The sequence below is a fragment of the Enterococcus casseliflavus genome (assembly GCF_029215545.1).
Taxonomy (GTDB): domain Bacteria; phylum Bacillota; class Bacilli; order Lactobacillales; family Enterococcaceae; genus Enterococcus_D; species Enterococcus_D casseliflavus.
In genome coordinates, this window is record NZ_CP119393.1 from 1,144,398 (window position 1) to 1,170,758 (window position 26,361).

Annotated in this window: 29 protein-coding genes; 19 read left to right on the forward strand and 10 right to left on the reverse strand. The window is 42.9% G+C overall.

Annotated elements, in window-relative coordinates; translation table 11 throughout:
• Window positions 1-57: 57 nt before the first annotated feature.
• The 9 genes from P0G38_RS05595 to P0G38_RS05635 all read left to right on the forward strand — a co-directional run bounded on the left by P0G38_RS05595 (window position 58) and on the right by P0G38_RS05635 (window position 10,118).
• Window positions 58-333, forward strand: coding sequence for an HU family DNA-binding protein (locus P0G38_RS05595; RefSeq protein WP_003126821.1), 276 nt, complete (start codon window positions 58-60; stop codon window positions 331-333).
• 567 nt (window positions 334-900) lie between these two features.
• The gene (ilvD, locus tag P0G38_RS05600; RefSeq protein WP_015510070.1) at window positions 901-2,589 is read left to right on the forward strand and encodes a dihydroxy-acid dehydratase; all 1,689 of its coding nucleotides are present in this window, start codon (window positions 901-903) and stop codon (window positions 2,587-2,589) included.
• Window positions 2,590-2,591: 2 nt separating this feature from the next.
• Window positions 2,592-4,292 (forward strand): biosynthetic-type acetolactate synthase large subunit, encoded by a 1,701-nt coding sequence (ilvB, locus tag P0G38_RS05605; protein ID WP_275854344.1) that lies wholly within the window; start codon window positions 2,592-2,594, stop codon window positions 4,290-4,292.
• 4 nt (window positions 4,293-4,296) lie between these two features.
• Window positions 4,297-4,773, forward strand: coding sequence for an acetolactate synthase small subunit (gene ilvN / locus P0G38_RS05610; RefSeq protein WP_005229349.1), 477 nt, complete (start codon window positions 4,297-4,299; stop codon window positions 4,771-4,773).
• A gap of 50 nt (window positions 4,774-4,823) precedes the next feature.
• The gene (ilvC, locus tag P0G38_RS05615; protein WP_275854348.1) at window positions 4,824-5,813 is read left to right on the forward strand and encodes a ketol-acid reductoisomerase; all 990 of its coding nucleotides are present in this window, start codon (window positions 4,824-4,826) and stop codon (window positions 5,811-5,813) included.
• A gap of 11 nt (window positions 5,814-5,824) precedes the next feature.
• Window positions 5,825-7,078, forward strand: coding sequence for a threonine ammonia-lyase IlvA (gene ilvA / locus P0G38_RS05620; protein ID WP_275854350.1), 1,254 nt, complete (start codon window positions 5,825-5,827; stop codon window positions 7,076-7,078).
• 163 nt (window positions 7,079-7,241) lie between these two features.
• Window positions 7,242-8,291, forward strand: a complete 1,050-nt coding sequence (locus P0G38_RS05625) for a hypothetical protein (protein ID WP_005229354.1) — start codon at window positions 7,242-7,244, stop codon at window positions 8,289-8,291.
• Complete coding sequence (locus tag P0G38_RS05630; RefSeq protein WP_005229356.1) at window positions 8,292-9,551, forward strand: tetratricopeptide repeat protein; 1,260 nt, start codon at window positions 8,292-8,294, stop codon at window positions 9,549-9,551.
• A 9-nt stretch (window positions 9,552-9,560) separates the two neighbouring features.
• Window positions 9,561-10,118: a YpiB family protein gene (locus P0G38_RS05635; protein WP_005229358.1), complete on the forward strand. Its 558-nt coding sequence runs from the start codon at window positions 9,561-9,563 to the stop codon at window positions 10,116-10,118.
• Window positions 10,119-10,211: 93 nt separating this feature from the next.
• Here the strand turns inward: P0G38_RS05635 and P0G38_RS05640 are convergent, their stop codons facing one another.
• Window positions 10,212-11,507: an ISL3-like element ISEfa11 family transposase gene (locus tag P0G38_RS05640; protein ID WP_275851878.1), complete on the reverse strand. Its 1,296-nt coding sequence runs from the start codon at window positions 11,505-11,507 to the stop codon at window positions 10,212-10,214.
• 178 nt (window positions 11,508-11,685) lie between these two features.
• Entirely contained in the window at window positions 11,686-12,591 is a 906-nt protein-coding gene (locus tag P0G38_RS05645) for a YitT family protein (RefSeq protein WP_275854356.1), read from the reverse strand.
• Window positions 12,592-12,728: 137 nt separating this feature from the next.
• On the opposite strand from P0G38_RS05645, the gene P0G38_RS05650 reads away from it, so the two are divergent.
• The 5 genes from P0G38_RS05650 to P0G38_RS05670 all read left to right on the forward strand — a co-directional run bounded on the left by P0G38_RS05650 (window position 12,729) and on the right by P0G38_RS05670 (window position 16,734).
• The gene (locus tag P0G38_RS05650; RefSeq protein ID WP_008381054.1) at window positions 12,729-13,079 is read left to right on the forward strand and encodes a nucleotide pyrophosphohydrolase; all 351 of its coding nucleotides are present in this window, start codon (window positions 12,729-12,731) and stop codon (window positions 13,077-13,079) included.
• On the forward strand, window positions 13,066-14,280 hold the full coding sequence (locus tag P0G38_RS05655) for a CCA tRNA nucleotidyltransferase (protein WP_156236081.1): 1,215 nt from the start codon (window positions 13,066-13,068) through the stop codon (window positions 14,278-14,280). The genes P0G38_RS05650 and P0G38_RS05655 overlap by 14 nt, the downstream gene beginning before the upstream one ends.
• A 7-nt stretch (window positions 14,281-14,287) precedes the next feature.
• Window positions 14,288-14,656: a thioesterase family protein gene (locus P0G38_RS05660; RefSeq protein ID WP_074536674.1), complete on the forward strand. Its 369-nt coding sequence runs from the start codon at window positions 14,288-14,290 to the stop codon at window positions 14,654-14,656.
• 67 nt (window positions 14,657-14,723) lie between these two features.
• Complete coding sequence (locus P0G38_RS05665) at window positions 14,724-15,182, forward strand: hypothetical protein (RefSeq protein ID WP_005229368.1); 459 nt, start codon at window positions 14,724-14,726, stop codon at window positions 15,180-15,182.
• Window positions 15,183-15,297: 115 nt separating this feature from the next.
• Window positions 15,298-16,734 carry an IS1182 family transposase gene (locus P0G38_RS05670; RefSeq protein WP_275854126.1) on the forward strand — a complete coding sequence of 479 codons (1,437 nt, stop codon included), beginning with the start codon at window positions 15,298-15,300 and terminating at the stop codon, window positions 16,732-16,734.
• A gap of 48 nt (window positions 16,735-16,782) precedes the next feature.
• Here P0G38_RS05670 and P0G38_RS05675 read toward each other — a convergent pair whose 3' ends face one another.
• The 8 genes from P0G38_RS05675 to P0G38_RS05710 form a co-directional block, all read right to left on the reverse strand.
• Window positions 16,783-17,058: a hypothetical protein gene (locus P0G38_RS05675; protein WP_005229370.1), complete on the reverse strand. Its 276-nt coding sequence runs from the start codon at window positions 17,056-17,058 to the stop codon at window positions 16,783-16,785.
• A 143-nt stretch (window positions 17,059-17,201) separates the two neighbouring features.
• Window positions 17,202-18,596, reverse strand: coding sequence for a Y-family DNA polymerase (locus P0G38_RS05680; RefSeq protein ID WP_015510066.1), 1,395 nt, complete (start codon window positions 18,594-18,596; stop codon window positions 17,202-17,204).
• Window positions 18,597-18,850: 254 nt separating this feature from the next.
• Complete coding sequence (locus P0G38_RS05685) at window positions 18,851-19,237, reverse strand: VOC family protein (protein ID WP_086338038.1); 387 nt, start codon at window positions 19,235-19,237, stop codon at window positions 18,851-18,853.
• Between the two features lie 64 nt (window positions 19,238-19,301).
• A complete protein-coding gene (gene fosX, locus P0G38_RS05690) occupies window positions 19,302-19,712 on the reverse strand; it encodes a FosX/FosE/FosI family fosfomycin resistance hydrolase (protein ID WP_005229379.1) in 411 nt (136 codons plus the stop codon).
• 70 nt (window positions 19,713-19,782) lie between these two features.
• Window positions 19,783-20,034, reverse strand: a complete 252-nt coding sequence (locus tag P0G38_RS05695) for a hypothetical protein (RefSeq protein ID WP_087627764.1) — start codon at window positions 20,032-20,034, stop codon at window positions 19,783-19,785.
• 321 nt (window positions 20,035-20,355) lie between these two features.
• Entirely contained in the window at window positions 20,356-20,559 is a 204-nt protein-coding gene (locus P0G38_RS05700; RefSeq protein ID WP_015510062.1) for a hypothetical protein, read from the reverse strand.
• Between the two features lie 271 nt (window positions 20,560-20,830).
• Window positions 20,831-20,980: a 50S ribosomal protein L33 gene (gene rpmG, locus P0G38_RS05705; protein ID WP_005229384.1), complete on the reverse strand. Its 150-nt coding sequence runs from the start codon at window positions 20,978-20,980 to the stop codon at window positions 20,831-20,833.
• Between the two features lie 137 nt (window positions 20,981-21,117).
• On the reverse strand, window positions 21,118-22,077 hold the full coding sequence (locus tag P0G38_RS05710; RefSeq protein ID WP_275854369.1) for an ABC transporter substrate-binding protein: 960 nt from the start codon (window positions 22,075-22,077) through the stop codon (window positions 21,118-21,120).
• Window positions 22,078-22,279: 202 nt separating this feature from the next.
• Here P0G38_RS05710 and P0G38_RS05715 point away from each other — a divergent pair, with 202 nt between their 5' ends.
• The 5 genes from P0G38_RS05715 to P0G38_RS05735 all read left to right on the forward strand — a co-directional run bounded on the left by P0G38_RS05715 (window position 22,280) and on the right by P0G38_RS05735 (window position 26,336).
• Complete coding sequence (locus P0G38_RS05715) at window positions 22,280-23,071, forward strand: ABC transporter ATP-binding protein (RefSeq protein WP_015510060.1); 792 nt, start codon at window positions 22,280-22,282, stop codon at window positions 23,069-23,071.
• Window positions 23,068-24,048, forward strand: a complete 981-nt coding sequence (locus tag P0G38_RS05720; RefSeq protein ID WP_005229390.1) for a FecCD family ABC transporter permease — start codon at window positions 23,068-23,070, stop codon at window positions 24,046-24,048. Before P0G38_RS05715 ends, P0G38_RS05720 begins: the two co-directional genes overlap by 4 nt.
• Complete coding sequence (locus tag P0G38_RS05725; RefSeq protein WP_087627760.1) at window positions 24,048-25,025, forward strand: FecCD family ABC transporter permease; 978 nt, start codon at window positions 24,048-24,050, stop codon at window positions 25,023-25,025. The genes P0G38_RS05720 and P0G38_RS05725 overlap by 1 nt, the downstream gene beginning before the upstream one ends.
• Window positions 25,026-25,115: 90 nt before the next feature.
• Window positions 25,116-25,655 carry a 5-formyltetrahydrofolate cyclo-ligase gene (locus P0G38_RS05730; protein WP_005229392.1) on the forward strand — a complete coding sequence of 180 codons (540 nt, stop codon included), beginning with the start codon at window positions 25,116-25,118 and terminating at the stop codon, window positions 25,653-25,655.
• A 12-nt stretch (window positions 25,656-25,667) separates the two neighbouring features.
• Complete coding sequence (locus P0G38_RS05735; RefSeq protein ID WP_005229393.1) at window positions 25,668-26,336, forward strand: rhomboid family intramembrane serine protease; 669 nt, start codon at window positions 25,668-25,670, stop codon at window positions 26,334-26,336.
• The last annotated feature ends 25 nt before the right edge of the window (window positions 26,337-26,361 follow it).

Consider the following 26,361-nt stretch of genomic DNA (forward strand, 5'->3'; position numbering starts at 1 on the left):
CTCAAGATTTTTGTTGATGCATGACATCAAAAAAAATATCAGGAGGTGAAACCATCCATGGCAAATAAAGCAGAATTAATCGAAAAAGTTGCAGCAGCTACTGACTTAACTAAGAAAGACGCAACTGCAGCAGTAGACGCTGTATTCTCAACAATTCAAGACGCTTTAGCTAACGGTGAAAAAGTTCAATTGATCGGCTTTGGTAACTTTGAAGTTCGTTCTCGTGCAGAACGCAAAGGACGCAACCCACAAACTGGTGAAGAAATCAAGATCCCTGCTAGCAAAGTACCTGCATTCAAACCAGGTAAAGCTCTTAAAGACGCAGTGAAATAATTGAGTCTTGTAGAAACCCTTGAGTAATCAAGGGTTTTTTCTTTTGTCTAACTAGGGACTGCCACCATGCAGGCGGATCGAATGGGAAAAGAAACGGTTATTATTGTCAGAAAATTCAAAAATATTTTTTGTTTTTCTTTTGAGCTAAAAAAAACAAGGGTTGCGGGCACACCTTAATTCTCAAGCAAGAATAAAGGTGATTTAAAAGTCATTTTTATCAAAAGAAGCAAGCGATTAAATGACATCTAATGTGAGGAAGGGTTCCTTGGAATTGTCATTATTGAAAAAAAATTCAGAAAATTCGTTGACAAGTGTTTTTGCAAAGGGTATATTGGTAAACAATTACAAGAACGTTACTATTTCTAATGAAGGAGCCATTTTCTATGCGCAATTTTAATCAATATTTATTAGTCATTATTATTGATACCAGGACTTAGAACACGGAAGCAAAAATTATCCGTTTGTTTGAGTCCTATTTGCGTAAGTAAAATGGGATTCTGGCAAAGCATCCCAGTTTTTTATAACCGGGATGCTTTTTTTTATTCCAAAATGCAGGAGATGATGAGTGTGAGAAGTGATCAGATTAAAAAAGGGATCGATGCAGCGCCAGCTAGGAGTCTGCTCTATGCCACAGGACAAGTAAAAAATATCCATGACATGAACAAGCCATTTATTGCGATATGTAATTCCTATATCGATATTGTGCCTGGACATGTGCATTTACGGGAGTTAGCAGATATCGCTAAGGAAGCGATTCGTGAAGCTGGCGGCATCCCTTTTGAGTTCAATACGATCGGTGTGGATGATGGCATTGCGATGGGCCATATTGGCATGCGTTATTCGCTACCCAGCCGAGAATTGATCGCTGATTCCGCAGAAACCGTGATCAATGCTCACTGGTTTGACGGTGTATTTTATATCCCGAATTGCGACAAGATCACTCCTGGCATGATTTTAGCAGCGATGCGGACGAACGTACCGGGGATCTTTTGTTCTGGGGGTCCGATGAAAGCCGGTATTGATCCACGGGGCCACCAGATAACCTTGTCTTCCATGTTTGAAGCCGTGGGGACTTACAAGACTGGCAACATGACGAAAGAAGACTTTGAATTTATGGAGCAAAATGCCTGTCCGACTTGCGGTTCCTGTGCAGGGATGTTTACTGCCAATTCAATGAACTGTCTTTTAGAGATCTTAGGATTGGCAATGCCAGGCAATGGTACGATTCTTGCCGTATCTGAAGAACGACGAGAACTAGTTAGACAAGCCGCCTTTAAGTTGATGGATCTTGTTGAAAAACAAGTGAAACCTCGAGATATCGTGACCAAAGAAGCTATTGATGATGCCTTCGCTTTAGACATGGCGATGGGGGGTTCCACCAACACAGTGCTGCATACCTTAGCGATCGCCAATGAAGCTGAGATCGACTATGACTTAAGACGGGTCAATGAAATCGCTAAAAGAGTGCCTTATCTCTCAAAAATCGCGCCATCATCAGCCTATTCGATGCACGATGTTCATGAAGCTGGCGGCGTTTCCGCAATCATAAGGGAGCTTTGTGATATCGAGGGAGCGATTCATCCTGATCGACCGACTGTCACAGGCAAGACGTTACGAGAAAATGTCGCTGAAGCGAAGATCCACAACGAAGAAGTTATTCATCCCAAAGAAAACCCGTATAGTCCTGTGGGTGGTCTATCGATCTTGTACGGTAATATCGCCCCAGAAGGCAGTGTTATCAAGGTCGGTGGGGTCGATCCAAGTGTCCAAGTGTTCAAAGGCAAAGCGATCTGTTTTGATTCACATGATGAAGCAGTTGCTGCCATCGACAATCATACCGTACAAAAAGGACATGTTGTAGTGATCCGCTATGAGGGACCAAAAGGAGGACCAGGTATGCCAGAAATGTTGGCGCCTACCTCAAGCATCGTTGGACGTGGGTTAGGCAAAGATGTCGCCTTGATCACCGATGGTCGCTTTTCAGGAGCGACCCGAGGAATCGCCGTTGGCCATATTTCGCCAGAAGCTGCAGCCGGTGGTCCATTAGGACTAGTCAACGATGGCGATGAAATCATTATTGATTTACCAAATCGAACGCTGAATCTGCAAGTATCCGATGAAGAGCTTGCCCAGCGTGCGCAAGAACGACCGAAGTTTCGTTCAAAAGTGAAAAAAGGATGGCTTGCACGTTATACCGCTTTAGTGACCTCTGCCAATACGGGCGGGATTATGCGAGTACCTGATGAGGAGGAGTAGCAATGGAAAATATCGAGTATCAAGCATCGCATCTAAGGACTGGCGCACAAGTATTAGTGGACAGCTTACAAGAGCAAGGCGTCGAAATGATCTTTGGCTATCCGGGCGGCGCCGTCCTGCCGTTATATGATCAATTATATGATGCAGCGATTCCGAATATTTTGACGCGTCACGAGCAAGGCGCGATCCACGCCGCTGAAGGCTATGCCAAAGCTACTGGCAATGTTGGGGTCGTTTTAGTGACGAGCGGACCAGGTGCTACAAATGTCGTCACGGGCATTGCCGATGCTATGAGTGATTCCGTACCATTGGTAGTTATCACAGGGCAAGTGGCGGTACCAGGAATTGGCAAAGATGCCTTCCAAGAGGCGGATATTCTGGGTATCACGTTGCCGATCACGAAGCACAACTACCAAGTCCGCTGTGTCGATGAGCTGCCAAAAGTGATCGCTGAAGCCTTCCATATCGCTTCCACAGGGCGAAAAGGACCGGTTGTCATCGACCTTCCGAAAGATATTACATTACAAGAAACCGCTGAAATTTGCTCATTGCCGATCACAAGGAAAAGTTATCAGCCGACGGCAGAGCCATCCCGTCTGCAAATCGAAAAACTGATGCAAGTCTTGGAAAAAGCTCAGCGACCAGTGGTACTGGCGGGTGCAGGCGTGATCGCTGCCGAAGCTGCGGCTGAACTAAATGCATTTATTGCCAAGTACAAGTTGCCGACAGTGACAACGTTACTTGGCTTAGGCTTACTGCCAAATGATCATCAATTTTTCTTAGGCATGGGCGGTATGCATGGCACCTATGCGGCGAACATGGCTTTATCAGAAGCCGATTTGATTATCAATATCGGCTCTCGCTTCGATGATCGCCTAGCAACGGCCGGCAGTCAGTTCGGCAAGCAGGCGATCGTTGCTCATATCGATATTGACCCAGTGGAGATCGGCAAGATCGTAACGACAAAGATCCCAATCGTCGGCGATGCCAAGGCTGCTTTGCAGCAAATGCTGCGGTACCCACCAACAAGAGGAACCTGGACGACTTGGTTGGATCTATGCCAAAAACGGAAAAAGGAAAAACCTTATCGCTATGATCGCACTCAGACACAAGAGATCAAACCACAAAAAGTCATCGAAGAAGTAGGGCGTTTGACCAAAGGAGAGGCTTACGTCATCACCGATGTTGGTCAGCATCAAATGTGGGTCGCGCAGTATTATCCTTTTCGCTTTCCCAAACAATTGATCACCAGTGGCGGACTAGGGACGATGGGCTATGGCATCCCTGCAGGAATCGGCGTTCAATTTGCTCATCCAGAAAAAATGGTCGTGGTGTTCGTTGGCGATGGTGGATTTCAAATGACGAACCAAGAATTTGCGATTTTGAATGAGTATGGCTTGAATGTCAAATTTGTGTTATTGAACAACTGCTCTTTAGGAATGGTTCGCCAATGGCAAGAAACATTCCATGGCAAGCGGCGCTCTGCCTCCGTTTTTGCGCAGCAGCCTGATTTTGTCAAACTGGCACAGGCTTATGGCATTGAAGGCTGTCGGATCGATGCCCCAGAGCAACTGGCTGATCAATTGGCAGCAGCTTTTTCTCAAGCAGGGCCGCAGCTGATCGAAGTAATGGTCTCGCCATCAGAGCATGTGCTGCCGATGATCCCACCGGGGAAAGCCAATCATGAAATGATGGGGGTCTAAGGGGATGAAACGGGTATTAGCAGCAATCGTCCATAATGAAGCAGGTGTTTTAAGCCGTATCACGAGTGTCTTGAACCGCCGTCAAGTCAATATCGAGAGTATCTCTGTCGGTACGACAGAACGACCAGAATTTTCACGTATGACGATCATTGTCAACGTGAACGATTTGGCAGAAACAGAACAAGTGACTAAGCACCTGAACAAGCAGATCGATGTCTTGAAGGTTTCTGATATTACAGAAGTTCCTCATATCGAACGGGAGCTGGTGCTGATCAAAGTCAATGCACCAACCACAAGTCGTTCGGAGATCCAAGCAGTGATCGATCCATTTCGAGCGCACATTGTCGATGTGGCACTAAAAACGATCGTTGTGCAAGTTGCCGGCGATACGAAAAAGGTAGAAGCGTGCATCGAAGTTTTACGTCCCTACGGCATCAAACAATTGGCACGGACGGGTGTCACGGGTTTTACAAGAGGGTAAGTGCAATTTTGAATTGCTTAAAATAAAGAAAGAATTCGGAGGAAACAAGTATGGTAAAAGTATATTACAACGAGGAAGTTACAGATAATTTAGGAGACAAGAAGATTGCGATCGTCGGCTACGGCTCTCAAGGGCACGCTCATGCGCAAAATTTACGGGACACAGGTCATAAAGTCTTTATCGGCATTCGTGAAGGAAAATCAGCGGAAGCCGCAAGAAACGATGGATTTGAGGTTTTCCCAGTAGCCGAAGCCGTTCAAAAAGCGGATGTAGTCATGATCTTGGCACCCGATGAGATCCAAGGATCGTTGTATAAAAATGAGATCGAACCGAATCTTTCTGCGGGCAATGCATTAGCATTTGCTCATGGTTTCAATATTCATTTTGATGTGATCGCGCCACCAAAAGAGGTGGATGTTTTTCTAGTTGCGCCAAAAGGACCAGGTCATTTGGTGCGTCGAACCTTTACCGAAGGGTTTGCGGTACCAGCCTTGTTTGCAGTTTATCAAGATGCGACTGGCAACGCACAAGCAACGGCTTTATCCTATGCAAAAGGCATCGGTGCCACACGGGTCGGCGTTTTGGAAACGACCTTTAAAGAAGAGACCGAAACCGATCTTTTCGGTGAGCAAGCCGTACTTTGTGGCGGTTTGACCAGTATGATCGAAGCGGGCTTTGAAACATTGGTAGAAGCGGGGTACCAACCGGAATTGGCTTATTTTGAAGTTTGTCATGAATTGAAACTGATCGTTGACTTGATTTATGAAGGAGGCTTCAAAAAAATGCGTCATTCGATCTCGAATACGGCTGAGTATGGTGACTACGTTTCTGGTGCTCGGGTGATCACTGCACAAGCCAAAGAAAACATGAAAGCCGTATTGACAGACATCCAAAACGGCCAATTTGCGAAAGGATTCATTGAAGACAATCAAAACGGCTTCCCTGAATTCCATAAAATGCGTGAGGAAAACGGCAATCATCAAATTGAAAAAGTCGGCAGCGAGTTACGGAAAATGATGCCGTTTGTTGCGAAAGATTAGGAGGGACGCGTTTGTTGGTGACAGTTTCTGCAATCGAACAAGCCTACGAGCGACTGCGGGGAGCAGTTAGTCATACGCCGCTGCAGTATGATCGCTTTTTATCTGAGAAGTATCAAGCGACGGTCTTGTTGAAGCGAGAGGACTTGCAAAAAGTCCGCTCCTTCAAATTACGCGGTGCCTACTATGCGATCACCCAGGCAGATCCTGAACTGACTAGTCGTGGCGTCGTCTGTGCCAGTGCCGGGAACCATGCGCAAGGTGTTGCTTATACCTGTCAAGAACAGCAGATCCGAGCGGTTATTTTCATGCCGACAACGACGCCACAGCAAAAAATCGCGCAAGTCCTCTTTTTCGGTGGAGATTATGTCAAAATCGAATTGGTGGGAGATACGTTTGATGCGGCAGCCCAAGCGGCTAAACACTTTGCAAAAGAACAGCAAATGGCTTTCATTGCTCCCTTTGACGATCCTAATATTATCGCAGGACAAGGAACCGTTGCTGTGGAGATGCTGGCGGATGCTGAAAAAAAACAAGTAACGATCGATCTGGTCGTGGCAGCGATTGGCGGGGGCGGCTTGATCAGCGGAACCGCAGCCTATTTGAAAGAAAAGCAACCGAAGATAAAAGTTGTTGGAGCAGAACCTGTAGGGGCAGCCTCGATGCAAGCCGCCTTTGATCATCAAGGACCAGTGGCACTGGAGCATATTGAAACCTTTGTGGATGGTGCAGCGGTCAAACAAGTCGGAGCTCAAACCTATGCCCATGCCAAACGCTACGTGGATCAATTGGTAGCTGTGGAAGAAGGCGCAATCTGTCAAACGATTCTGGAATTGTACAGCAAGCAAGCGATCGTCGCTGAACCAGCTGGTGCCTTGAGTGTGGCAGCTTTGGATCTGATCAAAGAGCAAATCAAAGGCAAAACAGTCGTCTGTATTGTGAGTGGTGGTAACAATGATAGTTCCCGTATGGCAGAGATCGAAGAGAAATCACTGATCTATCAAGGATTGAAACATTATTTTATCGTCAATTTCCCACAACGTCCCGGTGCGTTGAAGGAATTTGTTAGCCATGTATTAGGTCCCGATGATGATATCACTAGGTTTGAATATACAAAAAAAATCAATCGTGGAACAGGACCAGTAATGCTTGGAATCTTGTTGAAACACAAAAAAGATCTCCCCGCATTACTGTCACGAATTGAACAGTTTGACCAAAACTATATCAACCTTCAGCAAAATCAATCACTCTACTCACTTTTGGTTTAAGAAAAAACATGATTTTCCTTTGGAAGAAGAGGAAATCATGTTTTTTGCTTTTTATCGGATCATTGAACCAATCACAGGAAAATACTTCCTAATCATTAGCGATTTAGTAGGTGTTTAAGCGGCTTCTTGTTATAATAGAAAGTAGTAGCAAAGGAGTGAGCCGATGGAAGCTGTTTTTTTCCGAAATGAACAAGAAACCCAAATTTCTTATGGTGAAACACTAGCATCGGTCATGAGAGAACAGTCGATCGAGCCGCAGCAGGTGATCATTTTGACGAATCAGCGCTATTATGACCGCTTTTCAGAAAAATTGACCCGCCTGTTTTTGCCACGAGAGGTCAATTGGTATATTTGTACCAATCAAATGTATTGCAACAACTTTAGTGAGTTTAAAGCTGCAATGGATTTCTTCGGCCGCTTTTCAAAACAAGAGCCGCTGCTGATCGTCGGTTTTGGGAATGAAGGCGTGTTGGCATTGAGCAGTTTTATCCACGCGACGTCGGTTCTGACGACACAGCTTTGGCTGATTCCCGTTTCCTTGCGGGCCTTAGCTAAAAGTGTGAAAGAAACAGCGATCGTTGTGAAAAAGCCAGATATCCCGATGCTGGAAAATCCTAATACACCCGAATTTGTTATTTACGATCAGACGATCGCAGAAAAACAGATCGATGGGAAATTGGTCGATTTTTTGACTCTGATTCGTTGTGGCGTGCTTGCCGATAGTGAGTTTTTAAAAGAGCTTTATCGAACTTATCCCAGTCATCAGGCGTTGATGAGACATTCGTTGGCTGCGTATACCGATCGGTTGATCCAACTATACCAGCAATCAGGCAGCGAATTGGAGGAGTTTGGCCAACTCTTTGCCGATGCTGCTTATCGAACGGAAAATGGGCACTTGTTGTCTGATGCGATGAAATTATTCTTTGGCTTTTTGTTTCATTTTATGTGGACCGTCCAGCAGCAGCAATTGACTGTCGATCTGCCCGTGTTCTGCCAATGGCTTGCCCGATTGGGTTTTCCTATCGAATTGCCCGAGTCTTTTTCATTAAGCGAATATTTCAGTCATGTACTGGAATTGCAGCAAAAAGAAAAAAAACTGTTATTTTTGGCAAAAGTTGGTACAATAGGGGGCAGAACAAAAATCGAGGAAAAAGATCTCGTCCAGACGATGGAGACTTATCAGCGATTAATCAATGAGATTCGAGGGGTTTAAATGGAAACATATAGTGAAAAAATGTTAAAAGCATTAGCCGCGGAAGAACTGGCTGAAGCACAATTAAATTTTACCGAAGCTCTGCAAAAAGATGATGATGAGACATTAGGCGCTTTAGGTGATGAACTATTGCAGATCGGCTTTTTGGAAGAGGCGAAAACGTTATTTGAAACCTTGCAGCAACGACATCCTGATAATGAAGCTTTGCTGCTTCCTTTAGCAGAAATTGCGATGGAAGAAGACCAGATCGAAACGGCTTTTGCCTATATTGATCAAATACCACCGACCAGTGAAGCGTATTTGCAAGCCTTGCTATTGAGTGCGGATCTTTACCAATTGATCGGTATCCCTGAAGTTAGTGAAGCCAAACTAAAAGAAGCGCAAAGCATTGTGCCAGATGAACCTTTGATACGGTTTGCCTTAGCTGAATTAGCCTTTTCGACTGATCGCTATCAAGAAGCCGTTGACCTTTATCAAGGATTGCTGGAAGAAGAAATCACGGATATTTCGGGGATCTCGATCGTTGAACGGACTGGTACATCATTGAGTATGGCGGGCAAGTTTGAAGAGGCATTGGAATATTTTGAAGCAAGCCTAGAAGACGAACAGACCGATGAGCGTCTTTTTCAAACAGCTTTAGTCTATTTGCAGCTAAAAGAAAATGAACAAGCGATTCGCTACTTGCAGCAGTTGCGGGTCATGAATCCGCAATACCGTGCCTTGTATCTTTATCTTGCAGAAGCATTGCAAGAAGAAGAGCAGCTGGAAGAAGCGCAGCGTGTGATCGAAGAAGGGATTCATGAAGATCCATATCAAGTGGATTTCTATCATTTTGCTGCCGAGAATGCTTACCGACTTCATGACAGTGAAGCAGCAGAATCATTTTTACTAAAAGCACTGGAGACTGGTGACAAAGAAGATGATACGTTACTGACCTTAAGTAATTTATACTTGAATGAAGAGCGTTGGCAAGAAGCGATCTTGACCATCGAACGAATGGAAGACAATGAGCAGCCGCATGCCCTTTGGAATTTGGCGCAAGCGTATAATGCGCTGGAAGATTTTGACAAAGCAGCAAACTATTACGAAGAAGCCAATGCTGATTTGCACCATGAGCCAGCATTTATGAAAGAATATGGCATTTTCTTACGTGAAGAAGGGCGTTTACCTGAAGCACTTCATTTGCTGCAACATTATTTGGCGCATGAGCCAGGTGATTTAGAAGTACAGTCGATCGTGGAGGACTTATTAGAAAGATAGGTGAGAGAAATGAACATCAATGTACAAGAAAAGAAAAAGTTTCTTAATTGGTTAGTTTCGACCGTTTCCTTCAGCCGCCGAGAAGTCTCTTGGGTGTTAAACTATCTGGCGAACCATGAAGCGATCTTGACCAATGTTCATTTTGTAGAAGGGGCAGCCGCAGCCAAACGGGGCTTGAGTGTCCGCAGTACAGAAATTGGGGGCGAACCGTTTGTCTTGAGCATCGAAGGGCAGACCTTTTATGACATTGATCAGATTTTTCATGAGATTCGCATGAATTGGAAACAACCCTTGTATCTTGAATGTCTCTTCCCAGATTCTTGGTCGCAATCCTTTTATTTAGCAGTTTTAGAAGACAATCCTTATGAACGTTGGAACGACCACTTGGATCAAGAAATGACCCAACATGTTACCCAGTATCTTGAAAAAGAAGAAACAAAAACCAAAATCGATACCTTGTATCGGCAAATCGATCTAGCCTTGGAAAATGGGGATCGTGATGCCTTCTTAGAACTTTCGGATGAAGTAAATAGACACTTGCTCCAGCAAAAAGAAGAAAGCCGTTAACAAGCAAAAAGGGCTCTTTGTCAATAAGGACTGATGAGTTGTGCAAAATCAAATCTGGGTCAGAATGAACCACATTCTGGCTCAGATTTTTTGTTATCTTACATTGATTAATTGATTGATCAAAAAGATTCTAATTCTCATGTTCTCGAATGATTTAAATCCGTAGGATACTCGTTTCATTGTCTTTATGTGGGTATTCTTCGCTTCTATTTTTCCATTGGAATAAGGATAGATCATTGCGTTGGTGATGCCTTCTTCATGGGTAAGAAGGTTTTGAAGCTTTTCCCGAAAGCTGTCATCTAACGTTTCGGGAAGTTCTGCCAATAAGGAGAAAAATAAGTCAGGGTCTTTGTCTCGAAAGGCTTCAACTAATTCATGAAAAAAGGGATACGCCTCCTTTAGGGGCGGAGAAAACTCAAGCAATCGATCAATCATCATTGCTTCAGTAAGAAATGGGTATTTTGGTGCTCGGAAACTTTTCCATGTTTTGTATTCATAATGGTTGATGTTTGCACGATTTTTTAGCAAAAAGCGCCAGTTCTTTTTCAGTTTTTCTGCATGGCTTTTCTGTCCGGCTTTACGAAGTTCATTCATTTCACGGATACGCAACTCATTGAACGCTTGATTCATGTGTTTGACAATATGAAACCGATCAATCACTACTTTCGCATTTGGCAGAACACGTTTGGTGAGCTGGAAGTAGGCGGCGTTCATGTCTGTCACCAAGAATTCTACTTCTTCCGGATTGGTACAACCTAAGAAATAACTTGTTAATCGGGGTAATTTACGCGTAGGCAAAACATCTATTAGTTTTCCTGTTTCGCCATCTGCGCAAATAAAGCTCATTTTATCTTCTATGGAAGCATGCGAACGAAATTCATCAACCATCAATACTCTTGGGAGAATCTTCTTAGATTGCTTTGGTAAATAGCTTTTAAACTCTTTCAATGTACGAATAACGGTGGTCAAAGATACCTGACAGCTTTTCGCAATAAAAGATAAAGATACTTTTTCAGTCAGTAAAGAAGCAATTTTATATCTAACATGATTTGCGATTGAATGTCTGGGTTGGACAAAATAACTTTGAGCAGTCCAATGGGTGCGACAGTTTTTACAGGTATAGCGCTGCTTTTTTAGGCGCATAATCAAAGGCATATGATTGTATTGTTCAAAACGGACAATCGTTTCCTTCTTCCCATTTTTCACTATAATTGCTTTCCCGTTTCCATCTACCACAGTAGAACCACAACTTCTACAAGCACGAGGAGTAGGCGAGAGAACAGCATCGACGACCAACGTCTTTTTCTTCTGAAGGGTCTCGTAAGAGACCTCTGTAATCATCAAATCTTTCTCTATTATTCTCAGCATTTTTTTGATAGAATCATTCATATAGCATATCGTCCTCTCAGTTGTTTATTTTGTGGTGATTTAATCATACTAGAGAACGATATGTTTTTTAATACCTAAAATGAAAATGGGGCTGAAGAATTAATTCTGATTCATCAGTCCCATAAATTATAGAGCCGCAAAAAAGCAGCCCTTTAACCGGGGCTGCTTTTTTCAGTCTCTATTTTGTTTTAGAAACAGCGGTTTTGCGCTGTAAGAACCGCGACTTAGGTCTTAAGTAGGTAAAGCCTTCACCTTCGACTTCATGGACATTAATGACAGAAACAAACGCTTGCGGATCAAAGTCATGAACGATGCGCTTGACTTCAGAAATCTCCCGCCCGCTGACCACCATATAAATGATTTGTTTCGACACTCTTGAGTAAGCCCCTTCGCCCTGTAAAAACGTGACGCCTCGTTCTAATTCATCCATTAAAACAGGAGCCATCTCTTCGCTGTGATTGCTGATCACTAAGATCCCTTTGGCTGAATAGCCGCCATCTAGGATCGAATCGATCACGCGCGTGAAGACATAAGAAAAAATCAAGGTATACATCATGCGGTTCAAATCTATATAAGTCAAAGAAAGCAACAGGACGAACACATCAAAGATCAAAAGGGAACGACCGATTGTCACCCCAAAGTTTTTCTCTAAAATACGTGCCAATACATCGACTCCACCAGTCGTTCCCCCGACTTTGTAGACGATCCCACTACCGATCCCTGCAATCAAACCAGCCAAGAGCGCAACGATCAGCAGATCGTGCTGCAGATCGATCAACAGGGGAACATTCTGCCAAAATGCCAACCAAAAAGACAAACCAAAAGTTCCTAAAATCGTATACACTAATGAGCGTCGACCAAGAATTTTGCCACCGATCAAAATGATCGGAATATTTAAGATCAGTGTACTGATGGCAGGATTGATTCCCCATAAGGCTCGCATGATCAAGGTGATCCCCGTCACACCGCCTTCTGCTAAGTCATTTGGGATATTTAGATAGACTAGACCGAAGCCATAGATACTTGTACCAAAAATAATCAAAACAATGTCGCGAATCGTTCGCCATGAAAAAAATGCCCGCATCCTGTTTCCTCCGTTATTCAACTTCCACAAGTATCAATGTAGCACGAAATCATTGAATGTACAACAAATCCTGAGGGGGGCTCTATCTAGGCAGGCAGCCATTCTTTTGGTAAGATAAACGAGAAAGGGTGAAGAAGATGACAGATAAACGTTCCTTGGCATCGATGCAAGAAGAAGTCGACGCCTATATTCAACAATTTAAAACTGGCTATTTCAGCCCCCTCGCCCAAATGGCTCGTTTGACTGAAGAAGTTGGCGAATTGGCGCGAGAAGTGAATCACTATTACGGGGAAAAAAATAAAAAAAGCGATGAAGTTGAAAAGACCGTGGCTGAAGAACTGGGCGATGTACTCTTTGTGACGATGATCATGGCCAATTCACTAGACATCGACCTGACTGAAGTGTTTGAGGAAAATATGGCAAAATTCAATCAGCGGGATGCGTATCGTTTTGAAAGAAAAGATGGGAAAGTACATGAAGCTGACTAAACTACCAAAAGAATTTGCAGAAGCTGCGCCACTCCTAAAAAAAATCGAAGCCGCGGGCTATGAAGCATACTTTGTTGGCGGCAGCGTGCGGGATACGATTTTAGGCCAGCCGATCCATGATGTCGATATTGCTACCAGTGCATTTCCAGCCGAAATCAAGGCGCTTTTTCCTCGAACCATTGACATTGGCATCGAGCATGGGACGGTGTTGGTTTTGTGGGAGCAGGCGCAGTATGAGATCACTACGTTTCGAACGGAAGCAGCCTATCAAGATTACCGCAGACCCGACAAAGTGGATTTTGTCCGTTCCCTGAAAGAAGATCTAAAACGGCGGGACTTTACCATCAATGCGTTGGCACTTCAAGAAGATGGTGTCATCATTGATCTTTTCGATGGTCTGGCAGATATCGATAATCAAATCTTACGAGCAGTGGGTCACCCCCAGGAACGTTTCCATGAGGACGCCCTACGAATGATGCGGGGGCTGCGTTTTGTCAGTCAATTGGGCTTTGTTTTAGAAACAGAAACATTGGCTGCTATCCATGCGAATCATGCCTTATTGGGAAAAATCTCTGTTGAACGGATCATGATTGAATTCGTGAAATTGCTGTTAGGCAATCATCGGAACCAAGCACTACGGGCGCTAGTAGAAACCGAATGCTATATCTATTGCCCAGGCTTGCGGGGATACGGTGAGGCGTTACTGCGGATGGCAGACCTGCCAGCGATCCCATTAGAAAACGAAACGGCGGCCTGGGTTTTGCTCATTGACCAAATGGGTTTAGCGCCAGAGGCAGTCCGCAGCTTTTTAAAAGCTTGGAAATGTTCCAATGACTGCATCCGCCAAGTACACACAGCTTATCAAGCACTGCTCGCGCGTCGAAACGGCGAATGGAATGACCTAGTGTTGTATCAGTTCGGGCTAGAAGCAACCTGTTTAGCCGAAGGATTATTGCGTTATGACAATCAGCCCAACGATCCAGCAAAAATCAGTCAGCGCTATCAGCAGCTGCCGATCCATTCACTGAAGGAGTTGGCGATCAATGGACGTGATTTACTACAAACGATCGATCGTTCTTCTGGTCCGTGGCTCAAAGAAGTCTTGACCGCTGCCGAAGCTGCAGTCATCACACGAAAAATCCCTAATGAAAAAGAAGCACTATTAGCGTTTGTCCAAGCGTATTTAGCAAAGGAGGGATAACTGAAAAATGGAAAGCAAAAAAGAATTTATCGTGGGACAGCAAGACACTGCGGCTGTTTTGGGTTCTGGGGGATTAGACGTTTTAGCAACCCCACGATTGGTAGCAATGGTGGAAAACACCTGTTGGGAAGCCCTTGAGCCTACTTTAGATAAAGGGTTTACTACCGTCGGTACAAAGTTTTCGATCAATCATTTGAAGCCTTCACCAGTTGGAGCGACAATCACAGTTCTTGTGCAGTGGGAAAAAGAACAGGGGCTCCAATTTCATTATCAGGTAATCGACGAGAAACAACAGATCATTGCCAATGGGACGCATCAACGAGCAGCAGTGGAAATCTCTCGGTTCATGAAAAAAGTCAACGAAAAACAAAGTTAATTTGTGTCCCGATGGCGACTATGTGTTAGAATTAAAGTGTATTACTAATAAAAAGGAGCGTTTTGTCATGGCTAGAGAAATGAAAGCTTTAAAATTTTATTTCCGTAATGGAGAAACATGGACGATTGAGCGCCGTTACATCGGTGACTTGTGGATCAAACAAATCACGACCAGTTTTGGCCGCATCCACGGAAGCGAATTTGTTGAGATTCATCCATGTGCTGGGTTCAAAATTGAAATCTTCCAAGAAGGCGATCATGTGGCAACGCATGACATCAACTTAGGTGGGCTTGAATTAGGGATGTTTGCCCGTGCGTTGAAATATGAAGATATCGAACGGATGGAAATTCTTTACCGTAACGGTACACCGGATCTTGTGTATTTCCCATATAAGGACAAAGATACGGAAGGATTGGATAACGTATACCAATCAACAAAAATCAGTGAGAAAACGAAGAGCCTTTATATCGTGATCGACCCGAACCAGACAGTCGATGATGTTTATAAAGAACATTTCGAAGAATAAGAAAAACGCAGAACCAGTTGGTTCTGCGTTTCAGACTGTAGACAAAGTACTAGTTTTTAGTGCTTTGTCTTTTTTTATCCGTTAAAATAAGAGTATCAATTGGAGGTGTATCCAGATGCTCTCAAAACAAGATATGAGTAAACGCGCACAAATCGGTTTCTTTTCTCTTGAAGACTTGGTCCCACAGGACCATTTATTTCGGCAAATAGATCAATGTATTGATTTCTCCTTTATTTATGAATTGGTTAAAGAGAAATACGATGAAATCCAAGGACGTCCTAGCTTGGATCCTATTCTTCTAATTAAATTACCAATGATTCAATATCTATTTGGTATTAAAAGTATGAGACAAACAATAAAAGAAATAGAAGTGAATATCGCTTATCGCTGGTTTTTAGGTTTGAGTTTAGAAGATCCTGTTCCTCATTTTTCAACATTTGGTAAAAACTATACGCGACGGTTCAAAGGAACAGATCTCTTTGAAAAAATTTTTTATGAAATTCTAGAACAATGTATCGCTGAAGGTATCGTAGATACTTCCGAAGTATTTATTGATAGTACGCATATTAAAGCACATGCGAATCGTAACAAAAAAGAATCTGTCGAAGTAATGGAACAAGCTGTTTTTTATACAGATAAGCTGACAAAAGAAATCACCAAGAATCGAGAAAAACATTTAAAAAAGCCCTTAAAAGAAACAAACGCAGAAAGTAAAACTTCCTTGAAAAAAAGAAGTACGACTGATCCTGAAAGTGGTTGGTTTCATAAAGGTGAACACAAAGAAGTTTTTGCCTATAGCTCACAAGTGGCGTGTGATAAACATGGATGGATATTAGGTTATACTACACACCCAGGGAACTTTCATGACAGTCGTACGTTTGTTTCTTTATTTAACAAGCTCAAAGGAGCTTTTCCCCTAGAAAAATTAATTATGGATGCTGGGTATAAGACACCAGCAATTGCACATTTACTACTCGAACATAAATTGACCCCAATTTTCCCATACAAACGTCCTATGACTAAAAAAGGCTATTTCAAGAAACATGAATATGTTTATGACGATTACTATAATTGTTATATCTGTCCCAATAATAAAATACTCTCTTATGCCACTACCAATCGCAAAGGATATATCGAATACAAAAGCAATCCAAAGGATTGTAAAAATTGTCCTTTCTTGTCTAAGTGTACCAACTCAAAAAATCATACCAAAGTAATCACTAGACACATTTGGGCTGAAGCTATAGAGACCTGTGAAGAGATACGCCATCAAAGTTGGTTCAAAGAACTTTATAAAAAGAGAAAAGAAACCATTGAACGAATTTTTGGGACAGCAAAAGAATTTCATGGGTTACGTTATACCAATCAAATAGGAATTGAAAAAATGCACATGAAAATTGGGCTTACTTTTGCGTGTCTTAATATGAAAAAGCTGGCAAAAATAAAAAGGATCAGAGCGCAAAAGAGACGTTTTCCTAAAGGAAAACTGCCTAATCTATCGATTATCCATAGAATATTACATAGAAAAAAGACAAACCTCATGTTTGTATAAGGTTTGTCTACAGTCTGAAACGCAGAACCAGTTGGTTCTGCGTTTTTTTTAGAATGATTCTTGGAACATGTCCGTATACTTTTTTAATAAAAGATAATCTTCGGCATATTCATCTTTTAAAACGATCGTATCGCCAAAGAAACTCTTACGTGCATGTTGGATGATACGATGCTGAATATCTTTTTCTAAAAGGTAATCGATCTCAGACTGTTTCAGGTTTTGTGCAGCAGTCGCCCGATTCTTTTCTAAATATTGCAGCAAATCGTACTCAAGGTGTCCCGCACCGTTGATGACTCGTTTGTATTCGATTTTGTCAATTTTCATCTGCTCACACTCCTTGCTATTAAAGTACCTTAGAAAAGAACAAAGGGGGAGGTGGGCGAATCGAAATTACATAAATCTTTAAAAAATGGACCGTTTGTTAATGTTATCTTAAGATTTGTCAGCAAAAAGGAAAGAAAAACGAATCAAGTGCCAGTATTTTTCGAACCATCAGCAAACGGTTCTTTTTCCTTTTGCTGATGGACGGGTCCTATATTAGCGATCCCATCTAGACCACCGGCATGTCCGCCGACTAATTTGCTGCGAGCAATGGCGCGAGCGCCTTCCATTCGGCTTGTGGCGTGAACGATCGAAGTGAAGCCATATTTCTCACGAATCTTATCGATGATCAAATCTAATTTACGCTGGCGCAACTGCGCTTCTGCTTGCTCAAAAAGATCCAGCTGGACATTTTCTGTATAAACCAATTTTGAATAGGTAATACCGATGTGGCGAACGACTTGCCCGGTATAAAATTTTCGAAAGAGAAATAGGCAATGAGCGACAAGTTTACGGGTATTGTCAGTTGGCGGGATTTTCATTTGCCGGGAAAAACCAGAAGCAGTTTCACCAAAGGCTACGCCGATGTAAACATTGATACAAGCGGTCTGACAATGATGGCGGCGAATTCGAGCGGCAACTTGCTCCGCCATTTCCTTGATGACGATCTCGATTTCTTCTTGTAAATAATAATTGCGATGTAGAACTTGGCTATTGCCGTAGCTTTTTTCCATCACTTGTGGTGTCGGTTCAGATAAAATCGTGCGATCAATGCCGTGGGCGTGATGATAGAGCTGCTCGCCAATGATCCCCATGCGACTGCGTAAAAGATCAGGACTGGCGTGAGCCAATTGTTCGATCGTTTCAATCCCCATCAAGTGAAGTCGTTTTTCTGTGCGCCGACCGATCCCCCAGAACTCTGTCATAGGGGCGATCTGCCAAACTTTTGTCGGTACATCGTCATAGGTCCATTCAGCGATCAAGGAACGATTGTGTTTGGATTCGTTATCTAAAGCTAGTTTTGCTAACAATGGATTGTCGCCAATGCCGATGGTGACATACAATTTCGTTGTTTCGTAAATGTCTTTTTGAATTTGCTGGGCAATCAACCAACGTTTTTCTTCGCGAGAGATCGTTTTATCGGGAATGAAAAGATCCAATGTACGGGTCAGATCCATCATCGTTTCGTCGATCGAATAGAGCAGCAAGTCGTCTTGTCCAACATATTTGCGAAAGACATTATTGACTTTGGTATTTTCTTTGATATAAAAACTCATACGCGGCGATGCTTTGTACAAATCGGGATGTGTCGGCAGGTTGTCATTGCGAGTCACATTTGAAATCCCCAATACCGATTTTGCCTTTGGGGAAGCTGCTAAGACTAAGCCGTTACCAGTATTGTCAGAATGTGACATGACGACCAGCATCGCTTGGATAGGATCTAACCCGCGAGAGATGCATTCGACAGAAGCATAAAAACTTTTGACATCGATAAATAAGATATCGCGTTTTGGCTCGAGCGCATAATTAAAACCACCCATTTTTATCACTCCTTACCGAGATTATACGAACGTTTGTTCTTTTTTGTCAAGTGAACAGGAGCGGATGAGGGGGATTTGTTTTTTTATAGAGAAGTTATTTTTGTTTTATAATGATGGGAAACGTTGGTTTATAAGGAATACATTCATTTCAGATTATCAGAATTCGATTGGACATACATACGGGGTTTTGTCTTTTTACCCGAAAAACGGATAAAAAAACAGCCGATCCATTGGACCGACTGTCGTAGCTTAAATCAATTTTCGGCAGGTAGAGTTGCAAACAAACTTAAGAGATTGCCGTCTATGTCTTTGACAATGGCATAGCGTTGCCCCCAAAAGGCAGACCAAGGTTCTTTGAAAGACTGATACCCGGCAGCAACGACTTTTGCATGAAGGGCATCAACTTCTTCAGGAGAATCACATAAAAAGGCTAATTCAATCGTATCACCCACAGTCATTGGTGCATGTCCGTAGATCCCAGCAACCATCTGGCGGCTATTCAAGGAGATGCGAACCCCGTCGTTTGCTAATTCCATATAATCTTCTGAGTGCTGACCTAATGGCGTGAAGCCAAGTACTTGATAAAAAGCCAGTGCCTGTTCCATGTTTTTTGTGATAATACCGACCATATCTAGTTTCATTGTTTTCTTCCTTTCATGTGGGCGTTCTTTACATAACAGTCAATGCAGTTGCTAGCAATGAAGATCACCTCGTTTTTGTCAGACGGTAATGGTGCAACCGTTCAGCCAACGTACCAGTATGCAATTCAAATAAATGGTTGTCATCGTCATAAAAATAAATAGAAGCACCTTCGCCTTTGCTGCGGGAACGATCTTTTTCGATCTTCAATCCTAGTCCTTGGATGCGCGTAATCAAGGAATCGATTTGAGCTTGATCGATTTTAAAGGCAATATGGTTATACGTTTTTGGCAGCTTCTGGGAGGCATCCTCCATAACAGCAAGCCATAAGCCATCGATCAAAAAGAATTTTTCTGGGAAGTAAGAATGGGCCTGGTCCTGACTATCATAAACTTCCTCTGCATCAAACAATGTTTCCAGCATCGTTGTCGTCTTTGCTAAATTCTGTACGATCAACGTGATATGGGAAATCTCCATCGCATCAACACTCCTTTGCTATGACGAAATAGGGGAAAGAGAAACAATCAGTATCAAAAGAAGCATTATGTTAGTGATTGTGAAATACCAAGAGGAAGAGCAGAACATAAAACAGTGCATCTGTTGCGCAAGGAATAAGTTTCTTCGTGTATTTGGTCCAAAAGAAGACATTTATTAAGAAGAGGACAATCACCGTCGGTAGGCTAAAGGTCCAAGCAGGGTGTTTGATGAAAATGAAAAGCATATTTCCAATAAGAGCAAAAAGAAAAGCACCATAAAACAGACGATAGTTACTAGGTAGATACGTAAAATTGCCAAGCATGGGTTCACCTCCTATAGGCAGTATAGCATGAAAGGGTCGATCGGAGATCAAAGTATACAGAAAAGGTGGCAACGGGAGAGAGCGGCTTTATATTATGGTTATTGCCAAAATCATCTCGCGCATAATCGCGGGAGAGATACTGCAAAAAATTTCGGAAAATAAAGCTGCCGCTTAATCGCCCCTGAAATCTTTGTTGCTGCTCATGCGTTCTCCTGATGCTTATTCAAAAAAAGCAGCAATACATTCACTAAGTGAATTTGGCTACTGCCTGCTTTTTTTTATGATGGACAAAGAGAGACAATAAAACGATGAAAAGAATAGTTATTCGATGTGTTCCAGGAGAAGCTTTTCTGAGCAATTTAGGCAAAGGATCGGCGCGTTTATCAGTGCTAATTCTTTTCTGGGTTTTAGTTGGTAAGCAGAAGCTTTCGGCGGAAACGGCCATTTTGTCCAAACGACTTCCCCTGTGTCGATCACTTTTTTGCAATGGTTGCAACGAAACTCTTTTTCTTCTTTGTTAAACATTTAATTTCTCCTTTTTTCTATACATTATACATTAAAATTTATTTTTGTGACTTTACAAAGAAATGGCTTAAAAGTCCAAAGAAGAGAAGTCAAGAAGCAGCTAAAACAAAGAGTAATCAAGGAGACGATGCAATTACTATCTAAGTTTGAAAGAACAAGGGCTAATAGAAGGGGAGTTCCATTCAAAACCATCACCTCAAAGCTAGTTTTTACAAAAAAAGAAGTTCGCAAACGCCTTGGTTATCAGCGTTTGCGAACTTCTTAAATAGCATTATTTTGTTTCGCGGTGTAAAGTAACTTTTCTTTCGCGTGGGCAATATTTTTTCTTTTCCAAACGATCAGGATTGTTACGTTTGTTTTTGTTTGATAAGTAGTTGCGTTCTTTACAAGAAGTGCACTCTAATGTGATGTTTACGCGCATGATTTTCCCCCCTAACGATACAAGAATCCTCTAAGAAATCTCTCAGACTAAAATATAATAGCATGTTTCGTGAGGGAATGCTAGCTTTTTCCTGAAATTTGTTAAGTAGTTTTACTTGACGAATTTCTTGAAACGCATTAGTCCAATTTGCTCTGGATATCTTCGATCATTTTGGTGTAGGCGATCGGACCGTTGTAGAGCCAGCTTGATTCAGGGCCGAATTCCCATAAATGATTGTTTTTGACTGCATTAAGATTTTGCCAGACTTGTTCACTGAAAAAATCAGCGCCTTTATCACTATTCACTAAAATCAGGTAATCGGCATCCAATTCTGCTAATTTTTCCAGAGAAACGGCAGACCAATCAGCAGTGGCACTTTCACTGATTTCCGAAACCAGTGCGGGAACTTCAAACCCGAGTTCGTGATACAGCAGCTGACCGCTTGATTTTGTTTCTGAAACCATGAAGACAGAATTATTGACCACCCATAATACAGCGATCGACTTGCCTTGGATTTGATCAGCGTACGTTTCCTTGGTAGCAGCGACTAATTCATAATAATCAGCTTCTACTTGGGCAGCTTGCTCTTCTTTGTGTAACACCTTTGCGATATCTGTCAGACGTTCCCGCCAAGTCACGTCCTCGCCATTTGTGACCACATAGGTCGGCGCGATTTTACTGTATTGATCATATTTGTCGCCTTCCACCATGGAATTGCTATCCATCAGCAGCAGGTCTGGCTCAAAGCTCAAGACATCTTCAAAGGGCAGATCGTAGTTGATCCTTGGAACCTCCGCCAGTTTGTCTTGCAAGTATGCTTGATCACTGTCATTGCCGACGGTCCATTGAGCAACCGGTGTTACCCCTAAAGCGACCAAATAATCTTCCAAATAACTACCAATCACCCGCTGTGGGTTTTCGGGAACAGTGACTTCATTTCCCATCGCATCGGTAAAGGTTGTTGCTATTTCTGAAGAAGTAGTGGCTGATCCACTGCTATCCGTTGAGTCATTATTCGTGCTGCAAGCACCCAGTAGGGTAAGGGAGCAGGCAGCTAGCAGGGTAAGCCAAGTACTTCTTTTTGACCATTGTTTCATAGAAACACTTCCTCCTTTGTTACATGTTGAGCACTTATTGTTTTAATTGAGAATAGTTCTCATTTACTGATAGCTATTATCACGAAGAAACGCTCCTTTGTCAATCTTATTTTTTTATTTCCTTTTTTTAGAACTATTGACGAATAGTAGGATTACATTCATAATTGATAAGCATTATCAATCATTTATTTTGGGGACGAATATGGCGAAATTACGAACAGTTGACTTGAGTGTCGGCTATCAAAAACAAAAAATTGTGCAAAATCTAACAATTGAGATGCCAGAAGGGAAAATCATCGGCTTGATTGGTCCGAACGGCAGTGGGAAATCGACGTTTTTAAAGGCACTTGCCCGAATTTTACAGCCATTGTCTGGTGAGGTCCTTTTAGATGCACAAAACCTGCAAAACATCAAAACCAAAGAAGTAGCGAAAAAGATTGCGCTGCTCTCACAAGTTAGCGATTCATCGATTGGCTTGACGATTCGCGAAATTGTTTCTTATGGTCGTTTTCCCTATCAAAAAGGACTAAATAGTTTATCGGAACAAGATCTTGCGGCGATCGACTGGTCCTTGCAGGCAACGGGTTTGACAGCACTAGCAGATGAAACGATCAGCACGCTGTCAGGGGGACAAAAACAGCGCGTCTGGATCGCCATGGCACTTGCGCAAGATACGGATATCGTGATTTTAGATGAACCAACGACCTTTTTAGATCCAGCGCATCAATTAGAAATTTTGCTCTTATTACAGCAAATCAATAAAACCTACGGAAAAACGATCATTATGTCGATTCATGACCTGAATCATGCCTCACGTTTTTCTGATTATATTTATGCATTAAAAGGTGGAGAACTGTTGGTCTCTGGTACACCAGAAACAGTGCTGACCAAAGAGTGGCTGCAGCGTTTGTTTGAGATCGACGCCATGTTAGGAACCTTTCCTAATAGCACAAAGCCATTGGTCTTGACCTATGAGTTAGGAGCCCAAGCATGAAAAAGTTTCCTTGGTTGCTGCTGCTTTTTAGCGGCTGCTTTATTATCTGTTTCTTTTTGGCGATCACCCAAGGCGCTGCAGACCTTTCCTTTGAAACGATCTGGCATGCTATTTTTGCTTTTGATTATGAGAATCAGCTGCATCAAGTCTTGCGCAATATCCGATTGCCCCGTGTGTTGGCTGCTTTTCTAGTAGGAAGTTGTTTTGCTGTTACGGGAGCTATCATGCAGGGAATTACGAAAAACGCTCTGGCAGATGGCGGTCTTTTAGGTGTCAACAGTGGGGCTGCGATGGGATTAGCGATCGCATTTATCCTATTTCCTAGTATTCAACCGAGTCAAGCGGCGCTATTTTCGTTTTTTGGTGCCTTTGCGGCAACTGCGCTGCTTTTTTTATTGACTCGCTATGCCAAATTGGGTATGTCACCTACAGGTTTGATTTTGGCTGGTGTGGCACTAAGTTCTTTTTTCTCAGCCATCAGTCAGACCCTGTCACTGCAATTTGATTTAAATCAAGAGCTAGCCTTTTGGTTTATCGGTGGTGCCGCAAATGTGACTTGGCAGCAACTGCGTTTTGTGGGCCCCATCTATCTGATTGCCATCGTTTTTGTGCTACGTCTAGGAAAAGCGTTGAATCTGTTAGCGCTAGGAGATGACACCGTCATTTCATTAGGCAAGCACCCGCATCTGATTCGGGCATCTGCCTTACTGTTAGTCGTAGTTTTGGCGGGAATGGCGGTTTCGCTTGTTGGACCGGTCAGTTTTGTCGGCTTAATGGTTCCTCATGTCGTGCGGGGAATGGTGGGCAAAAACTATCAACTGATTTTGCCTTTGACGATCCTTGGAGGGGGAACACTGGTGATGGCCGCTGATCTGGCTGGCCGCCTGATCAATCCGCCCTTTGAGACACCCTTTGGGATACTAATGGCATTGATTGGTGTGCCTTTTCTATTGATCAAGATACGGAGGGAAGGCTGATGAAAAAAACACTCTCTGTTTTTTTCCTACTGCTGATGGTCGCTTTTTTAGGAAGTGTCATGGTGGGAAAAACAATTTTATCCTTTCAGGCATTAGGGGCAATCTTTCAAGGAACGGCATCTTCGAGTCAAGTACTGACTTTTACTGAGTTTCGACTACCACGGGCTTGTCTAGCGCTGATCGCTGGTGGTGCCTTTGGTTTTTCTGGGTTTGTCTTGCAAGGAGTAACGAGAAATGAGTTGGCTGATGCAAGTATCGTAGGAATCAACAATGGGGCAGGGCTCTTTGTGATGATCTACTTAGGTTTTTATACCCAAGGATCGCAGCTTTTGCCTGTCGTTGGGATTATCGGTGGTTTATTAGCTGCTGTACTGGTCTATTTGATTGCCTATAAGCACCGCCAATTGTTATCGATGGAGCGAGTACTGCTGGCGGGAATCGCCGTCAATGCAGGGCTGGCGGCGGCTACCTTACTCTTTACGGTGGAATTATCAAAAGACCGCTATCGCTTTGTAACAGCGTGGCTTTCTGGTTCGATTTGGGGAACTTCTTGGCAGCAAATCACCAGTCTGCTTCCTTGGGTCATCGTATTGTCTGCCGCAGCTTTCTGGACCGTACCAAGGCTTAACTTACTTGGCTTTGGCGAGGAGCAGGCAATTAGCTTAGGGGTTTCTTTGACCCGTTTGCGGACGTGGTTTTTAGTGATCGCGGTTGGTTTGGCTGCCAGTACGGTTGGCTATACTGGTAATTTAGCCTTTGTGGGCTTATTGGCGCCTCATATCGCTAAGGGACTCATCGGCAGAGAATCTCGCAGTGCCTTTTTCTTAGCGGGAATGATCGGCAGTCTGCTAGTCTTAGTCAGTGATACGATCGGTCGTTTGCTATTGACAAGCGGCGAGATCCCAGCTGGTATCATCATTTCTATCGTAGGGGCACCATACTTTGTTTTTTTGCTGATCCGACGTAAAGAAGGATGAGCAACTAGTCATGATCTTGTCAAGAAATCTGCGATTCTAGTTTGCTATTTGGACACAGTTTTTGGTACTATTTCTGAGAGGAGTGATCCAATGGAAAAACCAGTCATTAGAGAGCACATGATCCAAACATTAAAACAAATGCCAATCAAACAAAAGCAGCAGAAAGAAACGGTGATTTTGCAGTTGCTGTTTTCTTCTCAGATTTGGCAAACAGCTGAGTCAGTAGGTGTGATCCGTTCGTTGCCATTTGAATTTGACACAGCGGCTATTTTTGCTAAAGGATTTGAACAAAACAAACGAATCGCAGTGCCGAAAGCACAACAGAAAAAATTGCAGTTTTATCATGTGGAGCCGACAACGCGTTATGAAGCGTCGGCATTTGGGGTTGAAGAGCCGATCAGTGAGCAAGAAGCCCATCACTTGGATTTGTTGATTGTTCCCGGTTTGGCGTTTTCTAAAAACGGCTATCGCATCGGCTTTGGCGGCGGCTATTATGATCGTTTCTTGTCAGCTTTCGATGGCAAGACCGTTTCTTTGGTCTTCGGAGAGCAATTCAACGATCAATGGACACCAGATGTATTCGACATCCCAATCGATAAAATCTATACGGATTCTCTTATTCGCACGTAAAGGAGCACGTCAATGAATTCTCAAATGAAAAGATGGCTGAATCAGCCGGTCTTCACGTATCTGTTTTTAGCTATCCAAACAATTGTGTTTATCTTAGGTTATTTTAGTCCCTCTATTCAATCAGGCGGGGTGATGTTTGGTCCGTTTGTCGTTTATTTAAATGAATATTGGCGTTTCGTTACCCCGATCTTTCTACATTTCGGTTTGGCTCATTTTGCGATCAATTCTGTGATTCTGTATTATATGGGGCAGCAAGTAGAAGCCATCTATGGTCATAGCCGTTTTTTTGCCTTGTATTTGCTAAGCGGCATCATGGGCAATACCATGAGTTTTGCCTTCAACCAAATAGGGGTTCAATCAGCAGGCGCGAGTACTTCTTTATTCGGACTTTTCGGGGCATTTTTGATTTTAGGTTGGCATTTTAGAAATGATTACCGCATCCAAGCAATGGTACGGCAATTTGCCCTATTCGTTGGATTGAATCTGGTTTTTGGGGTGTTTGATCAAACGATCGATATGTGGGGACACATTGGGGGGATCCTCGGTGGGTTATTGTTAGGGAATCTTTTGGCATTGCCAAAGAACTATGGAAAATATTCGATACACACCAGAATCCTCTCTGGCGTACTCTTTGTTTTCTTATTGGCTATTTTTGTGATATATGGTTTTAAAAAATATTAATTACTTGTATAATAAGCAGGAAGTG

Excerpts from the sequence above, each read along its gene's own strand:
- P0G38_RS05595 (WP_003126821.1), top strand. The coding sequence starts at position 58 with ATGGCAAATAAAGCAGAATTAATCGAAAAAGTTGCAGCAGCTACTGAC.
- P0G38_RS05710 (WP_275854369.1), bottom strand. The coding sequence starts at position 22,077 with ATGAAACAATGGTCAAAAAGAAGTACTTGGCTTACCCTGCTAGCTGCC.
- ilvN (WP_005229349.1), top strand. The coding sequence starts at position 4,297 with ATGAAACGGGTATTAGCAGCAATCGTCCATAATGAAGCAGGTGTTTTA.
- P0G38_RS05680 (WP_015510066.1), bottom strand. The coding sequence starts at position 18,596 with ATGGGTGGTTTTAATTATGCGCTCGAGCCAAAACGCGATATCTTATTT.
- P0G38_RS05715 (WP_015510060.1), top strand. The coding sequence starts at position 22,280 with ATGGCGAAATTACGAACAGTTGACTTGAGTGTCGGCTATCAAAAACAA.
- P0G38_RS05685 (WP_086338038.1), bottom strand. The coding sequence starts at position 19,237 with ATGAAACTAGATATGGTCGGTATTATCACAAAAAACATGGAACAGGCA.
- fosX (WP_005229379.1), bottom strand. The coding sequence starts at position 19,712 with ATGGAGATTTCCCATATCACGTTGATCGTACAGAATTTAGCAAAGACG.
- ilvB (WP_275854344.1), top strand. The coding sequence starts at position 2,592 with ATGGAAAATATCGAGTATCAAGCATCGCATCTAAGGACTGGCGCACAA.
- P0G38_RS05640 (WP_275851878.1), bottom strand. The coding sequence starts at position 11,507 with ATGAATGATTCTATCAAAAAAATGCTGAGAATAATAGAGAAAGATTTG.
- P0G38_RS05655 (WP_156236081.1), top strand. The coding sequence starts at position 13,066 with ATGAAGCTGACTAAACTACCAAAAGAATTTGCAGAAGCTGCGCCACTC.
- P0G38_RS05650 (WP_008381054.1), top strand. The coding sequence starts at position 12,729 with ATGACAGATAAACGTTCCTTGGCATCGATGCAAGAAGAAGTCGACGCC.
- P0G38_RS05720 (WP_005229390.1), top strand. The coding sequence starts at position 23,068 with ATGAAAAAGTTTCCTTGGTTGCTGCTGCTTTTTAGCGGCTGCTTTATT.
- P0G38_RS05665 (WP_005229368.1), top strand. The coding sequence starts at position 14,724 with ATGGCTAGAGAAATGAAAGCTTTAAAATTTTATTTCCGTAATGGAGAA.
- P0G38_RS05630 (WP_005229356.1), top strand. The coding sequence starts at position 8,292 with ATGGAAACATATAGTGAAAAAATGTTAAAAGCATTAGCCGCGGAAGAA.
- P0G38_RS05735 (WP_005229393.1), top strand. The coding sequence starts at position 25,668 with ATGAATTCTCAAATGAAAAGATGGCTGAATCAGCCGGTCTTCACGTAT.
- rpmG (WP_005229384.1), bottom strand. The coding sequence starts at position 20,980 with ATGCGCGTAAACATCACATTAGAGTGCACTTCTTGTAAAGAACGCAAC.
- P0G38_RS05675 (WP_005229370.1), bottom strand. The coding sequence starts at position 17,058 with ATGAAAATTGACAAAATCGAATACAAACGAGTCATCAACGGTGCGGGA.
- P0G38_RS05625 (WP_005229354.1), top strand. The coding sequence starts at position 7,242 with ATGGAAGCTGTTTTTTTCCGAAATGAACAAGAAACCCAAATTTCTTAT.
- P0G38_RS05695 (WP_087627764.1), bottom strand. The coding sequence starts at position 20,034 with ATGCTTGGCAATTTTACGTATCTACCTAGTAACTATCGTCTGTTTTAT.
- P0G38_RS05645 (WP_275854356.1), bottom strand. The coding sequence starts at position 12,591 with ATGCGGGCATTTTTTTCATGGCGAACGATTCGCGACATTGTTTTGATT.
- ilvC (WP_275854348.1), top strand. The coding sequence starts at position 4,824 with ATGGTAAAAGTATATTACAACGAGGAAGTTACAGATAATTTAGGAGAC.
- P0G38_RS05670 (WP_275854126.1), top strand. The coding sequence starts at position 15,298 with ATGCTCTCAAAACAAGATATGAGTAAACGCGCACAAATCGGTTTCTTT.
- P0G38_RS05730 (WP_005229392.1), top strand. The coding sequence starts at position 25,116 with ATGGAAAAACCAGTCATTAGAGAGCACATGATCCAAACATTAAAACAA.
- P0G38_RS05635 (WP_005229358.1), top strand. The coding sequence starts at position 9,561 with ATGAACATCAATGTACAAGAAAAGAAAAAGTTTCTTAATTGGTTAGTT.
- P0G38_RS05700 (WP_015510062.1), bottom strand. The coding sequence starts at position 20,559 with ATGTTTAACAAAGAAGAAAAAGAGTTTCGTTGCAACCATTGCAAAAAA.
- P0G38_RS05725 (WP_087627760.1), top strand. The coding sequence starts at position 24,048 with ATGAAAAAAACACTCTCTGTTTTTTTCCTACTGCTGATGGTCGCTTTT.
- P0G38_RS05660 (WP_074536674.1), top strand. The coding sequence starts at position 14,288 with ATGGAAAGCAAAAAAGAATTTATCGTGGGACAGCAAGACACTGCGGCT.